Consider the following 12002-nt stretch of genomic DNA (forward strand, 5'->3'; position numbering starts at 1 on the left):
ATATTAGAAACAGGAGTTATAGAGTTATAGCCGTATAAGCTGTGGATTCATCGGTTCTTGATTGAAAAGTCCCTTTAAGCGAATTGCTTGTATCGTAAAGTTCTATTTGGGCTACAGAAGCCGCATTAACCCAAGGAACATGCAAGTAATAGCCATTTATTTCAGCCGGACCAGTTAGTGTGAACGTTATTTGACCACTACGCGACATTAACGCTGGCGGATTTTCTAGGCCGTCTGTCAGTAATGGATAATTTCCAAATTCCACCCCTCCAGACCCAATCATTCCCCTGAGTAATCCAGCACTAGGCGCCGCCGATGCTTTTTTTTCGAGTACTCCAAAACTAATAAGTACCACTAACGTTAGTACAAATAATTTGAGTGTCCGCATTGTTTAATCTCCTTTCCATATTGGAATCGGCCCCGCCCCCCCTGTCCCGTTCGGATTCGGGCCACTCCCCGGCGAACTGCTCGGAATTGGAACAGGATTATTCGGTAGTTCGGGAACGTAAGTCGGTGCAGGTTTCGGGATCGGCAACGTTTGATTCACTGGTTTCTGAATGCCCCCGGTGTTATTTCGCGAATCGCCAGGGATCACCGGAACCCCCGGTTCGTCGTACTGAATGTTATGCAAAGGGTCAAGGATCGTGAAAGGCTGCGACTCGTCCACAATCTCAATTTGCGGCCCCGAAGTGATATCGAACGGCTTCGGCTGCTCATATCCTGCCGGGACAGTCGGCACAAGATTTGTCGCATCCGGTGAAGACGAATCGACTGTAGGCAAGCTTGTGTTTATGCCGCTGTCGATCTCGCTTTGTGTTGGCGGTTCAGGAACCGGACCCAAGTAATTCGACAAGTGCGAAATGGTCGCCGCCCCGATTTTATCCGCTATCGCGTCCCAATCAGGTGGAGGAGGCAAAGCCGCTTGTATAGCTCCCGTTAGTTCCCCCATGTAGGTATCCCAGTCAGGACATTCCAGTAATTCCTTCAAAAACGTACAACCGTTGCAGCTACCCGTTCCCGGCTCGTTATCAACGGCCCCGTTCGATGGGGCATGTAGATCAGATTGGCCGATGATATTCCCGTTCGCATCCCGAGCCACAACCGTAACGGCTCCCGAGCTTGGAAGCGTGTAGTTCGTCCCGGTTGTTTCCCCGATCTTCTGCCCATCCTTGTAAATCTCGTATTTGTCGGCCCCCGGCTTCGGAGTCCACGAAAGATCATAAGTCCCGTTCCCGTTATCTGTTGCCGTAGCATTCAGTCCATTCGTCCCGGTCTGGTCGGGGTAGCTCGAACAAGTTGGATTGACGATGGCCGTTGTCACGATATTTTGGAAATTACCGATTTTAGAGCTTCCCGAATCGTAAAACTCCACCGCATACGTACCATTACAAGTCAGATACAGGATTCCAGTCGGTGGATTATTAAAATCCAAGTTGTACGGGACGTTTGTAGGACTCACAAACAAAACTTTGTAGGTTGCCGTACCTGTCGGCCATTGGAAGTCGAGTCGGTATTCATCACGGAAGGAAGCGAAGTTAAGCCAATATTGAATGGTTGCCGCTTTTGCTGTCGTAGAGAAAAATAATTGAAAAACGATCAAGGACAATTGCAGCATAAGGAAAAATCGTTTCATTCAGCCCCTCCTTACAAAAAAAGCCCTAGCTCCCGAAAGAGTAGGGCTTGTCTGCCGAAACTATTAGTTTGCAGCCGAACGTTTTTTGACTGCGGAAACCAACTTCATAGCCAACCCGTACAGAACCGGGGCGAAGATCACACCGAGAGCCAGCAAAATCCATTCGCCGTACATCGTCAGGAAGTTAACCGCTGTCGTGAGCATATCTGGTACCGTAAACGGGAGTGTTGTTCCTGTGAAGGATACCGGAGCCGCAAAAGTTGGTTGTGCTGCCCCCAATGCCAATACCGTAGCGAATCCGAAAGCCGAAATTGTCCCTTTCTTTTTACCAAAGAACTGTTTGAGTCTGTTCATGTCTCATACCTCCATATTTTTTTTATTTTGAGCCGGGTCTTCCCGGTTACTCACAAAGAGATTAGTTTGCTGCGCTGCGTTTCTTAACGGCCGAAACCAATTTCATAGCCAGCCCGTACAAGACTGGAGCGAAGATCACACCGAGAGCCAGTAAAATCCATTCCCCATACATGGTCAGGAAGTTGACCGCTGTTGTCAGCATATCCACAACCGAAAAAGGAAGCGTTGTCCCACTAAAATCGACTCCACCGGGTGTTGCAGTAGGCATTTTTTCACCCCCCTTCCTAGTAGTATTTGACGTCCAAATCGTCGTCATCGTCTTTGTAACTATCGTCCGCTGATTTTACCGTGTCGATAATCATGTCCAGCACCAACCCAGTAACCAACACCGCCATGCAAATCATAAAGATCGGCATATTGTAGGATAGAAACCATTTGACGTAATACCAAAACCGTTCCAGCTTGTCAGCCGTGAAAAATGTTGTCGGCAAGCTCCCCGCCCCCTAAGACTTTGCAGCACGAACGGCTTGTATAATCACTTTAAGAAGCAAACCCACAACGATTACAACGGTCGGAATCATAACAAACGGTGAAGCGGTCGCCATGAAGTTTCGAAACATCGACCAGAAAAAAGCCCAGTCCCAAACGTCTGAAACATTCATGCGTCCGACCTCCATCCTTCGATATGTTTCCACGAATAAATTACTCCAGCCAGCAACGAAAACGACAAACCAAAAACCGAACATATTTTCAAATAATCTGGATTACCAATGACGATTCCAACAGCGGATATAACTAGCGTCTCCAAGTCGTCACCGCCTTTAAAATGAATCGCAATATCATGTTCAGCGTAATTGCCACGCCGACAATCATACTAAGCGTTGTGAGTGCTACACTTTCGGATACTGTCGTCATCGTCGCCGCCCCCAAATGTTGTCGAGTAGCCATTTAAGAAGGGTCAGGATGATCAGTAGAGAAACGCTTGTAACGATCAGAATATCACCGAGCGTTATTTGATGAATCAATTGTATGGTGCCGTTCGGCGTAACGATTTCTTCCACCGCATCACCTCCAGAAAAAAAACTAAAAAGGGTGTCAACATCCGTTTGGACGCTAACACCCTAAAAAATCCCATATTTCTATCGTAGAGGGCTTGTGAAATGTAAACGCAGGCCTTATGATAGCAAACAGGGGTTTTCGAGCGGTGTGTACGCTCAAACCCTTAGCCTTCGGTTGATGTTACCAGCATCTTCCGTAGGCGTTTTTTTGTTATTGCCCCTATCATACACCAAATGGAATATATTTCAACGTGCAACTTCCTAATAGGTGACTTTCCTGCACGTTGTTCTCATATCCCGGTGATTAATGGCACTAAATAGGAACATATGCTCTTATTTTAGTAGGACTTCATGCCTACTGTCAACCAATATTTACTATCGTTTACAATCTCGAACTCGCCGCCGAATATATTAAAAGATAGTTTACTACGTAAACGTTAAGTAGTTGCACGGTAGCAGACCCTTTTCAGTCTGTTTCCCGGTAGCTCATATAGTAGTTTTTCTTGTTCGGCAGCCAGCTATATATCTCTTCCAGAAACGTGCTTTCACACACGCTGCACTTGCAATTTTTCTCTTCCTTGTCTTCCGTATGTACCAGATCGGCGCTATCCGATTCCACGTCTTCCGCTTCTCCACTTTTCCGCAAGTTGTCGTATATCTCTTTCAGCAGACCGCCATAAGCGAATAGCTTCTTCCCTCTCAAACTCAGGTCGAGTATATGTACAGCTTCGTCCGTGTCGATTTTGTTGTCTGGCATAATAAAGTCCGTTGCCTTTGCTGCATACTTCGATAATTCCGCAACAGCTTCTCCCGGCAGCAATTCCGCATCTGGAGCAAGACCCTTTTCCATTAAAATAATAGCTTCCTTGGTCGGGTTCCGTTTAGGCTTGACCGTTCGAATGTCAACGATAGGATCATAGTCGGCCCTCATTGCCTTTTTCCACATCTGCACCCATTCATCTGTTTTTATGTATTTATTTTTGTCCTTGAAGTATGAAGGCTGAACAGCTAAAACAACATGATAATGCGGGTGATATGTGTTGAATGATGGCGATAATAGATCACTATTACGTGTAACCTCCGAAGCCCTAAAAAAGCCTAGAACGCTATCCCGAAAAGCTTTCGTTTCCGTCAATCTTTTCCAAGACTTTGAAAGTACTTCAAATTGATCAGGCAGTTCATAACCTTCTACATTTTTGCATGTCAGAGTCAGGAAAAGCCATCGTATCTTTGTTGTCTGGCTGGCATTGTGAGCAACCTTCCGTACTTGCCCGGCGACCTTCAAGCTCCTTCTCCAACCACACATAGGACACAACCTCACTCCGCAAAAATTTGCTCTTCTTAGAAATTTTTCGTGTCCGTTCGGACAAGCTGCGAATTGCAAAAAATCCCCGCATTCGTGAACCCTTGCAGCCTTTTTTTCCTTGCCGATCCGTTCATATGATTCAGACAAAAGCGTCGAGTATTTCTTATGCACTTTCCACGGCCTATCTTTCTTCGTTTTCGACTTATCTTCCAATTTTCCGCTATTGATATTTCCACCGGGATGCCCTAAAATGGACATAGAAACCCCCCTCATCCTGCTATTGAATTGTTTTCTCGACAATTACAATCATAGCACGAGGGGCTTTTTTTTGTCTATCAATCTATCAAATTATTTTCCACCATCAAAAAACCCGAGAAGCCTTGCCACACAAGGACTTACAGCGATTATAGTGATCGACAGAGTTGCGTCTAGTATCAAGTAAAGAAGAGACACGTTTTTTGCTCCGCAAAAACCGCAAAAAAAAGAGCGCTCAAGGCGCCCTAAATCCAACCAAATTCAACCCAACGCTTCCTCAAAGATAACCAAGTATCTTTATCCATTTCGGACAATTCCGCTGCATCCAATATCGCCGCCGTGACACTTATCTTTTCTTCATGCTTAGAATATCGCTTTAACAAATTCCCTACTCTAATATGTTGCGTTTTGCTCGATAGCGTTTCAAATGGTTTCAATTCTGAGCACCCCCGTTCTATTATGTTCAGCACCGTGTGCCGCCTTTTAACTCGTTTCCTGGTCGCTAAGGCTCTGACCGCCGTCCGCATTCTTTGCCGCAGGGGTAAACCTTTGTTTCATAGGGTGAGGGGGTAAATCTCCCTAATCAAATTCGATAGCGAATGCACCGCATCGGCAGTGGTTGACGTGACAATCCGAATATTCCATAGGTGATGGTTTCACGAAAGCATGTATATGCTTCCCGGTCCATTTCTCGATAAGACGGTAAAACCATTCCATTTCGATGTTCCTCCTCATTCATTTTGTATCTTCGTGGTCTTTCACTTGATCGATAAAGATTTTAATTCCAACAACGACGAATGCTGCAATAACAACGCTCCATACAAACATTTCAGGTGTCATTCCAATGCACGCTCCCTATTCATTTTGTTACAAAATAAATTAGTAGACTAATTACAAGACCAACCAGAAACGAAAAGCTTAGAAATTCAGCTAAAGTCATTTCAAAAAAATTTCTCATGTACTCACCCTATTCATCCAGATACATAACGCCGATATTTTTCTAAATCTTCATCCGATGGTTTTCCGTTCAAATCCCAACTATCGTTATCCAAAATTCGCTCAATAAATTCCTTTTGAACTTTAGTAGGAAGCAAACGGAAAGCGTCCATAATCATCGTGTCATAGTCGGCTTGATCTACTCTATTCCAAAGTTCACATAATATATTTGCAGCCTTTTCGCTCATGTTCTCACCCTATTCATTTTGTTACATCTAAACGTACATCTCGTTCAAGCTCACTTAAGGCATCGAGATACGATTCCAAATCACATTCAGCACAACCACGACCATCAATTACAAAACCATGAGTACATTTGCCCCGCATACTTCCAAATCGATCTTTACCATTGCTTAACGTCCAGCAATAGCCTTTCATGACTAGTTTGTATTTCATACGGCTACACCACCTATTCATTTTGATGATCTTGAAGAACCCTATTTTCATAATCATAATCACGTTCTAAAGTTTCAAAATTATAATAAACCGTTGCAATAAGTGAAGCACCTAATAAAATTTGCACATGTATTCGAATAGCACTTATACGTGACATTCCTGCAATAAACCGCATTTCGCCCATATCAACAAAGTAATTGTCACTATCTTCCGAAACACCGGAAGCACTACCTACGATTTGTTTGAAAAGCTCAGTCGCCTTTTTCTTCGTCAAACGTGTCACTCTTATCACCTCAAAGAAATATGATCACTCATATCGAACATTTTCAATTGTTCGTAATCGGATACTTCCACCACCGGACGTTTTTTAAGCACCAATTTTTTAGGAATAGCAGCAGGTGTAGAGACAATAGGTGTAATTGGGATCGGTGCAGCACTATCACTTACCTTCAAGCTGTGTAGAACTCTACAGAATCCACAAACGTATTTGTGACCGGGAACTCGAGACAAAGCAAGCTCGATCCGTTCCTCCAAAGATAAAAGATTCTTCTTTGCACACGATCCACAGATCATCTTTGTTCACCAAATTTAATTACAACGTCCACCAGAAACGCCTCCCTTTGCTTCTTGAATAATATTGCGGATCAATTCCGATCGACTAGCAGCATGTCCATATTGAACGCACTCCTCAATCCATTCCCAATCCTCACTCCGAAGGGTAAGCTTGATTTGCTTTGTCTCGCCCATTGGTTTTCGGCCAGCCCCTTCACGCTTGCCGCCGCGAAAACTCATTTTTTCCTGCATTTGATTTTAGCACCCCTTAATCAATATATCAAAATCATATTCAATCGTCAATATGATTTCAGGTTACTATATTCATAACGCACATACAAATAAAAAAAGTTGGCATTTGCCAACCAAAATTACAAAATGACTGCATATTTATTTCTGATAGTTTTCCTCAGATTGGATATGTCCCGTTGTATTGCAGCCGCCAACGGATTATTGTATCTAACCGCTGTCAGAAGCTCAGATTCTAGCTTTCTCACTTTGTTTCTGGCCGTAAATATATCCACCACATCTTCCCTTGTTTTCACCCGTTCCATTCGTCCACCTCTCCTGTTTTATAGATTTAGAGATTCCGAATATTTCACGACTTCTCCCGGTGTCATTTCGGATTCAAGCATTACAAAAAATACTTTTTTCTGGATTACAATCCGACGATCTTCAAACCCTTTTTTCCGTTCCCAATGAATGCATTCTCTCGGAACAAGCAAACGCCCTGCCATTTTCGCGACCTTTTCAGCGGTCTGAACGTGCTTCCAGAACGTATAATCCCGGCTCATCTTCTGATAGCGGACCGGATGGATGCTTGGGAAGTGATACAAGAGGGTCTGAGGGTCGTTTCTGACCTTTTCCAAGGGAACAATACTCATGACACCGCAACCCCTCTCTTGACCCTTCTAGCTTCGTCGTGGCGCTTTTCAAGCTCCTCCATAAATACAGCAGCCGCCCTTTCAGTTGTAGGCAGTGGAAATCCTGAAACGAATGAATGAGAGTCGAATATGTTTAAATTATGGATTTGCTTGACCTTTGCAGCCGAGAGGAACCGAGAATGCAAGAACTCACCATACGGCCCATGAGATTCGGCCGTGAAATCAAAATAGTCGAACTTGATCCCCTTGTTGCCCATTGGCCGAACTACAATCAAAACCTCCAGCATATCCCGAATAACAACGTCAAGCCGTTTAATGCTTGGGGTGACGAAAATTTGAATGGAAGCCATCTTTCGGCAGAACGTTAAAACGTCATTCGCGAGTATGTTGTGAAAACTAATTGATTTCCGAGAATTAAACGAACGATGCGCTTCATCCCATAGGCACAATGATCCGTGAGCTTCTGCGACTTTAAACCAATCTTCCGCATATTTCATCCTCTGCGCTCCAGTAACGTCACAATTCGCGAATAAATCAAGATGGCCGCCCATCTTTTCCACTTGGTTTTTATACAAGTGAGCGACAAGTGTTGCTATTGTTGTTTTCCCGGCCCCTAAGCGACCCACTACACCAATCATATGCGGCATGTTAAGCCCCTCCCTTTCCTTTACCACCTACCGAACGCCCATCGGCCAATATGATCGGCTTCGGCGGCTTCGGAATCAATTCTTCAATCGTGTTGAGGAAAACGTCTGTACGGGCAACGTACTTCTTGTACTGCCCCGTCAGCTTATCTATGATTGGTTTATACGGGTTTTTGTCGCCGTGAAGCCTAGTATTCGACCCGAGCGATTCCAAGAGCAACAAGGCCCGAAGCTGCTCCTCAGAAAGCGGTGCAGCCACGTTTTCCATGAACTCTAAAACTTGCTTAACATCAGAAACGTGCTGGACGTTGGGAAACAGATCGTCATTAATGACTGATTGTATTTTGCTGGCGTTGTCGTGTTGTGCTGCCATCACTTCACCGCCAAGATAATGATTAGAATCAGTACAGCAACCCCGGCAAATATCAGCTTACCTATCGGCATCGATGCTCCAGCAACCGGGGGAACATCTTCCTTGAACAACGTGATTTTCTGCAATACCGTGGATCGTTCTAGGGCTGCAATGTTTTTGCAATCCGTTATGTTCTCGTCACTGGCTGGAAAGCTGTACACTCTTCCACGCCGCCCAATATATACCTTCGTATCTTCAATTGGAATCGAATATTCAACCTCACCAGCAGCTAAAATCCGTTCTTCGTTAATGTCGATTATCGGGGCTATATCAGCCCGTCCACTCTTTGAAAGCACGATGAGTACATCTTGGGTTGCAGGTGCTTCAGGTTGCCTAGTATTTAGTCCGAACATTGTTTTTTCCTCCTCTGATTTTTTGCCAAATGATGACCGATGGAGCAACAACCGCAATGACTCCTAACGCGAATCCCGACCCGATTGCAAAAAAGTAACTAAATACATTCTCCAAATCCATTCTCCCTTCAAAAGTGGTGCAGTATTTTGAATTGTGTCTACCGGTACAAACAATTCAACGATTCCGTATAAACCAGTTGCACATTTCTTCTGTCGGGATCTCGTCTACTTCTTCCGGGTCAACGTTTGAAAAGAATCCCGAATCCACATAGTCCAGGAACATTTCCCGAACGTTTTCCTCCGTTGGTTCTGCCCTATAGCCCCCGGCTTCAAGTGCTTGTTGGTACATTACCACCATTGCACCGCATCCTTCCCGGTAAAGTACATTCGAACGATTGCCCGAACAAGCTGGAGTACAGCGAGAAACACGATTGCAGCAAGCAAGCTATTAATCACGGATTGAATCGACGATGGCAAATACGAGAAAAACCCGAAGTAGTTACTCAAACTAATCCCCCGGCCAGCAATCATCGAGACATGGCCGAGATATTCAACCCCCATTTGCAAGAAGGAAAGCGGTGGGTTGAATATCGAGTCGAAGAAGTTTCTGACCGTAGCCGGGATCATATCGAAGAACAATCAAACTCCTCCTCTCATGCCTGAAAGTATCTTGATCGCCGCGAAACCCGTTGAAAACCAGATCAGGAATATCAGCACATAGGCAACCGTATCCAGTTGATAGAATTGCAATCCATCAGCCACGTTCTGAAAGATCGGCGTCCATTGACCATCGTTTCGGGCTGTCGGTGTAAAGCTGAATCCTGCCAGCGTCAGGAAGATTCCTTTCACAAGAGCGAAAAAAACCTTCCCGATCCCTAGTAACAATTGGAGCAGCACAATAGCAAGCTCCGCTATTTTCCATAGCAGATAGAACACAATCGCCAGCAGAATGAATATAGGCTTGAATAACAATTTCAGAAGGTCGAACAGCTTCCCAAAAAGGTAGCCGAACAAGTTGGAAAGGAACTGCACAACCGTATTTGTAATTCGGCCTAACGTTGTTCCGATCCAACCCAAGACGCTCCCGATCATCGATAACCATTCCTCACTTGTTTCATGAGATTAACTGCAAAATCGACGATCAGATCAGCGCAAGCTATGGCCGAAAATATCAGGATCGGCCCACCCAAGTACGTTAGATAGGGGGTAACTAGATTTACAATTTCGGCGGCTTCACTCATGTCGTTCGACTCCTCATTCGTGCAATGTGGGCTTGCATCTTTTCTTGGTGGCGTTTCTTCTCTCTGGCTGTCCACGATCCGTCCCGTTTGCGTTCCCGGCCTTCCCTTGGAGCTCTCGTTGGCTTCGGTTTTGGTTGTGCTTCGACTTTAGATAAAACCCGTTCAGTTCTGCGGTTGTTCGTTTGAATTGCAGCCGGGTTGCTCTTCATCTCTTTGTCGAAAGCATCCCAGTTCGTTTCTTTCATATTTTTTGCTATTTTTTCTTTCACAGTCAGCGTTTTTTCTCTAGGTGTCCGCTCTTTTTTATCCAAGCTTTCGTTCGCTTCTTTTGCTACACCGTCTATTTTCTTTCCTTTGCCCTTCTTGCCTTTGCCTTTCGATTCGTCGAATCCTAGTAAAGAGTTAACGATAGCTAGTAAAACCGGGGCAAAGATAATGCCAAGAACGATCAGTACATAGTCGCTGTAGAGCTTCAGAAAATTAAAAGCCGTTTTAAGCATCCCTAAAACACTAAAGGGTAACGTATCCCCCGTAAAATCGGTTACGTTTGCTGGCTTGGCAAAAATCTGATTTTTCGGTGACTCTCCATCAGCGTTCACCGCTGAAATCTCATAGCGGTAATTCGTCCCATTCGAAACCACTGTATCTGTATAAGTTGTTGCCGTTGGCTGAGCGATCACAATTCCATCACGGTATACAATATAATTTGTAATTGGTGGTGGAACCGGATTCCAGTTCAAAACAACTTTTTCGTTCGATACTGCCGCTGTAACCCCGGTTGGTTTTGGTGGCGGTTGTGGTATCACCGGAGCAACCGGAACAACTGCCACCCCTGAACTAAGCCCCGATTCTCCAGCTGAGTTAACAGCGGATATTTTGAAGTTGTAGCTCGTCCCGTTTACAAGCCCCGTTGCGGTGTAATTTGTTGCATTAATCGGGGATGCATTTATTTTCACACCGTCTTTATACACGTTGTACCCTGTAGCACCGGGAACCGCCGACCAATTCAGTACAGCCTTTTTGTCTCCAGCTGTAGCGATCAATCCCGTTGGTATAGTCGGCAGTGGAACAAAAGGAACAACCGTCACCGCCGAACTAAGCCCCGATTCTCCCGCTGAGTTAACAGCGGATATTTTGAAGTTGTAGCTCGTCCCGTTTACAAGCCCCGTTGCGGTGTAATTTGTTGCATTAATCGGGGATGCATTTATTTTCACACCGTCTTTATACACGTTGTACCCTGTAGCACCGGGAACCGCCGACCAATTCAGCACAGCCGTTTTGTCTCCACCTGTAGCGGTCAATCCCGTTGGTGCATTCGGTATAAGCTCAAAAGGCGTAGCACTAACCGACTGACTTTTGGCCGATTCATTGTCTGAATTATCAACCGCCGACACTTGGAAGCTATAATTTGTTCCGTTAGTCAATCCGGTTTTGGTGTAGCTCGTGTTCGGCTTTGTCACATCAGCAACAAAAGAACCGCCCATATAGACCTTGTATTTACTCAAATCCGTATCAGCTACAGCATTCCAGTTCAACGTTACTTTGCCATTGTCTGGCGTTGCAGATAGTCCGGTCGGTGTTGCTGGCGGTGTAGTGTCTGAGATAGTCCCCCTCACATCAACTTCATAAATATTCGGCGTCATATCAGACTTCATGTTTCGTACAATTATTTTTTTTATATTAGAAACAGGAGTTATAGCCGTATAAGCTGTGGATTCATCGGTTCTTGATTGAAAAGTCCCTTTAAGCGAATTGCTTGTATCGTAAAGTTCTATTTGGGCTACAGAAGCCGCATTAACCCAAGGAACATGCAAGTAATAGCCATTTATTTCAGCCGGACCAGTTAGTGTGAACGTTATTTGACCACTACGCGACATTAACGCTGGCGGATTTTCTAGGCCGTCTGTCAGTAATGGAT

At 44.9% G+C, this 12002-nt stretch carries 25 protein-coding genes; all 25 read right to left on the bottom strand.

Translation table 11 applies throughout. From position 1 onward, the window contains the following. Nucleotides 1-16: 16 nt before the first annotated feature. Entirely contained in the window at nt 17-388 is a 372-nt protein-coding gene (locus tag AC1DWB_RS28075; protein ID WP_477544404.1) for a hypothetical protein, read from the bottom strand. A 3-nt stretch (nt 389-391) separates the two neighbouring features. Further along, the gene (locus tag AC1DWB_RS28080; protein ID WP_477544405.1) at nt 392-1633 is read right to left on the bottom strand and encodes a hypothetical protein; all 1242 of its coding nucleotides are present in this window, start codon (nt 1631-1633) and stop codon (nt 392-394) included. 63 nt (nt 1634-1696) lie between these two features. Further along, nucleotides 1697-1987 carry a hypothetical protein gene (locus AC1DWB_RS28085; RefSeq protein ID WP_477544406.1) on the bottom strand — a complete coding sequence of 97 codons (291 nt, stop codon included), beginning with the start codon at nt 1985-1987 and terminating at the stop codon, nt 1697-1699. 61 nt (nt 1988-2048) lie between these two features. Then, nucleotides 2049-2255 carry a hypothetical protein gene (locus tag AC1DWB_RS28090; protein ID WP_477544407.1) on the bottom strand — a complete coding sequence of 69 codons (207 nt, stop codon included), beginning with the start codon at nt 2253-2255 and terminating at the stop codon, nt 2049-2051. Nucleotides 2256-2271: 16 nt separating this feature from the next. After that, the gene (locus AC1DWB_RS28095; RefSeq protein WP_477544408.1) at nt 2272-2478 is read right to left on the bottom strand and encodes a hypothetical protein; all 207 of its coding nucleotides are present in this window, start codon (nt 2476-2478) and stop codon (nt 2272-2274) included. Between the two features lie 12 nt (nt 2479-2490). Continuing rightward, entirely contained in the window at nt 2491-2649 is a 159-nt protein-coding gene (locus AC1DWB_RS28100) for a PTS ascorbate transporter subunit IIC (protein ID WP_477544409.1), read from the bottom strand. 249 nt (nt 2650-2898) lie between these two features. Next, the gene (locus tag AC1DWB_RS28105) at nt 2899-3048 is read right to left on the bottom strand and encodes a hypothetical protein (RefSeq protein ID WP_477544410.1); all 150 of its coding nucleotides are present in this window, start codon (nt 3046-3048) and stop codon (nt 2899-2901) included. 463 nt (nt 3049-3511) lie between these two features. Beyond that, complete coding sequence (locus AC1DWB_RS28110) at nt 3512-4651, bottom strand: protein rep (protein ID WP_477544411.1); 1140 nt, start codon at nt 4649-4651, stop codon at nt 3512-3514. 200 nt (nt 4652-4851) lie between these two features. Continuing rightward, nucleotides 4852-5043 carry a hypothetical protein gene (locus tag AC1DWB_RS28115; protein WP_477544412.1) on the bottom strand — a complete coding sequence of 64 codons (192 nt, stop codon included), beginning with the start codon at nt 5041-5043 and terminating at the stop codon, nt 4852-4854. A gap of 142 nt (nt 5044-5185) precedes the next feature. Then, a complete protein-coding gene (locus tag AC1DWB_RS28120; RefSeq protein WP_477544413.1) occupies nt 5186-5323 on the bottom strand; it encodes a hypothetical protein in 138 nt (45 codons plus the stop codon). Nucleotides 5324-5577: 254 nt separating this feature from the next. Next, nucleotides 5578-5790, bottom strand: a complete 213-nt coding sequence (locus AC1DWB_RS28125; protein WP_477544414.1) for a hypothetical protein — start codon at nt 5788-5790, stop codon at nt 5578-5580. Between the two features lie 13 nt (nt 5791-5803). Beyond that, complete coding sequence (locus AC1DWB_RS28130) at nt 5804-5998, bottom strand: hypothetical protein (protein ID WP_477544415.1); 195 nt, start codon at nt 5996-5998, stop codon at nt 5804-5806. A 13-nt stretch (nt 5999-6011) separates the two neighbouring features. Beyond that, entirely contained in the window at nt 6012-6272 is a 261-nt protein-coding gene (locus AC1DWB_RS28135) for a hypothetical protein (protein ID WP_477544416.1), read from the bottom strand. Between the two features lie 14 nt (nt 6273-6286). Continuing rightward, the gene (locus AC1DWB_RS28140; RefSeq protein WP_477544417.1) at nt 6287-6451 is read right to left on the bottom strand and encodes a hypothetical protein; all 165 of its coding nucleotides are present in this window, start codon (nt 6449-6451) and stop codon (nt 6287-6289) included. Nucleotides 6452-6586: 135 nt separating this feature from the next. Next, nucleotides 6587-6802 (bottom strand): hypothetical protein, encoded by a 216-nt coding sequence (locus tag AC1DWB_RS28145; protein ID WP_477544418.1) that lies wholly within the window; start codon nt 6800-6802, stop codon nt 6587-6589. A gap of 119 nt (nt 6803-6921) precedes the next feature. Then, a complete protein-coding gene (locus tag AC1DWB_RS28150; protein WP_477544419.1) occupies nt 6922-7104 on the bottom strand; it encodes a hypothetical protein in 183 nt (60 codons plus the stop codon). Between the two features lie 18 nt (nt 7105-7122). Beyond that, nucleotides 7123-7434 (bottom strand): hypothetical protein, encoded by a 312-nt coding sequence (locus AC1DWB_RS28155; protein ID WP_477544420.1) that lies wholly within the window; start codon nt 7432-7434, stop codon nt 7123-7125. Continuing rightward, complete coding sequence (locus tag AC1DWB_RS28160) at nt 7431-8081, bottom strand: ATP-binding protein (RefSeq protein ID WP_477544421.1); 651 nt, start codon at nt 8079-8081, stop codon at nt 7431-7433. Before AC1DWB_RS28160 ends, AC1DWB_RS28155 begins: the two co-directional genes overlap by 4 nt. 1 nt (nt 8082) lies before the next feature. Beyond that, nucleotides 8083-8451, bottom strand: a complete 369-nt coding sequence (locus AC1DWB_RS28165; protein ID WP_477544422.1) for a hypothetical protein — start codon at nt 8449-8451, stop codon at nt 8083-8085. Next, nucleotides 8451-8843: a hypothetical protein gene (locus tag AC1DWB_RS28170; protein WP_477544423.1), complete on the bottom strand. Its 393-nt coding sequence runs from the start codon at nt 8841-8843 to the stop codon at nt 8451-8453. Before AC1DWB_RS28170 ends, AC1DWB_RS28165 begins: the two co-directional genes overlap by 1 nt. 175 nt (nt 8844-9018) lie before the next feature. Next, nucleotides 9019-9201 carry a hypothetical protein gene (locus AC1DWB_RS28175; RefSeq protein ID WP_477544424.1) on the bottom strand — a complete coding sequence of 61 codons (183 nt, stop codon included), beginning with the start codon at nt 9199-9201 and terminating at the stop codon, nt 9019-9021. Further along, on the bottom strand, nt 9192-9482 hold the full coding sequence (locus AC1DWB_RS28180; RefSeq protein ID WP_477544425.1) for a hypothetical protein: 291 nt from the start codon (nt 9480-9482) through the stop codon (nt 9192-9194). The genes AC1DWB_RS28175 and AC1DWB_RS28180 overlap by 10 nt, the downstream gene beginning before the upstream one ends. Then, nucleotides 9483-9935 carry a hypothetical protein gene (locus AC1DWB_RS28185; protein ID WP_477544426.1) on the bottom strand — a complete coding sequence of 151 codons (453 nt, stop codon included), beginning with the start codon at nt 9933-9935 and terminating at the stop codon, nt 9483-9485. Then, nucleotides 9932-10084, bottom strand: a complete 153-nt coding sequence (locus AC1DWB_RS28190) for a hypothetical protein (RefSeq protein WP_477544427.1) — start codon at nt 10082-10084, stop codon at nt 9932-9934. Before AC1DWB_RS28190 ends, AC1DWB_RS28185 begins: the two co-directional genes overlap by 4 nt. After that, the coding region (locus tag AC1DWB_RS28195; RefSeq protein WP_477544428.1) for a fibronectin type III domain-containing protein at nt 10081-12002 on the bottom strand (1922 nt) is incomplete at its 5' end. The genes AC1DWB_RS28190 and AC1DWB_RS28195, both read right to left, overlap by 4 nt.

The sequence above is a fragment of the Paenibacillus sp. P4_E11 genome (assembly GCF_056401635.1).

Excerpts from the sequence above, each read along its gene's own strand:
- AC1DWB_RS28155 (WP_477544420.1), bottom strand. The coding sequence starts at position 7,434 with ATGAGTATTGTTCCCTTGGAAAAGGTCAGAAACGACCCTCAGACCCTC.
- AC1DWB_RS28145 (WP_477544418.1), bottom strand. The coding sequence starts at position 6,802 with ATGCAGGAAAAAATGAGTTTTCGCGGCGGCAAGCGTGAAGGGGCTGGC.
- AC1DWB_RS28080 (WP_477544405.1), bottom strand. The coding sequence starts at position 1,633 with ATGAAACGATTTTTCCTTATGCTGCAATTGTCCTTGATCGTTTTTCAA.
- AC1DWB_RS28090 (WP_477544407.1), bottom strand. The coding sequence starts at position 2,255 with ATGCCTACTGCAACACCCGGTGGAGTCGATTTTAGTGGGACAACGCTT.
- AC1DWB_RS28160 (WP_477544421.1), bottom strand. The coding sequence starts at position 8,081 with ATGCCGCATATGATTGGTGTAGTGGGTCGCTTAGGGGCCGGGAAAACA.
- AC1DWB_RS28075 (WP_477544404.1), bottom strand. The coding sequence starts at position 388 with ATGCGGACACTCAAATTATTTGTACTAACGTTAGTGGTACTTATTAGT.
- AC1DWB_RS28175 (WP_477544424.1), bottom strand. The coding sequence starts at position 9,201 with ATGGTGGTAATGTACCAACAAGCACTTGAAGCCGGGGGCTATAGGGCA.
- AC1DWB_RS28150 (WP_477544419.1), bottom strand. The coding sequence starts at position 7,104 with ATGGAACGGGTGAAAACAAGGGAAGATGTGGTGGATATATTTACGGCC.
- AC1DWB_RS28130 (WP_477544415.1), bottom strand. The coding sequence starts at position 5,998 with ATGAAATACAAACTAGTCATGAAAGGCTATTGCTGGACGTTAAGCAAT.
- AC1DWB_RS28185 (WP_477544426.1), bottom strand. The coding sequence starts at position 9,935 with ATGATCGGGAGCGTCTTGGGTTGGATCGGAACAACGTTAGGCCGAATT.
- AC1DWB_RS28190 (WP_477544427.1), bottom strand. The coding sequence starts at position 10,084 with ATGAGTGAAGCCGCCGAAATTGTAAATCTAGTTACCCCCTATCTAACG.
- AC1DWB_RS28165 (WP_477544422.1), bottom strand. The coding sequence starts at position 8,451 with ATGGCAGCACAACACGACAACGCCAGCAAAATACAATCAGTCATTAAT.
- AC1DWB_RS28120 (WP_477544413.1), bottom strand. The coding sequence starts at position 5,323 with ATGGAATGGTTTTACCGTCTTATCGAGAAATGGACCGGGAAGCATATA.
- AC1DWB_RS28170 (WP_477544423.1), bottom strand. The coding sequence starts at position 8,843 with ATGTTCGGACTAAATACTAGGCAACCTGAAGCACCTGCAACCCAAGAT.
- AC1DWB_RS28125 (WP_477544414.1), bottom strand. The coding sequence starts at position 5,790 with ATGAGCGAAAAGGCTGCAAATATATTATGTGAACTTTGGAATAGAGTA.
- AC1DWB_RS28085 (WP_477544406.1), bottom strand. The coding sequence starts at position 1,987 with ATGAACAGACTCAAACAGTTCTTTGGTAAAAAGAAAGGGACAATTTCG.
- AC1DWB_RS28100 (WP_477544409.1), bottom strand. The coding sequence starts at position 2,649 with ATGAATGTTTCAGACGTTTGGGACTGGGCTTTTTTCTGGTCGATGTTT.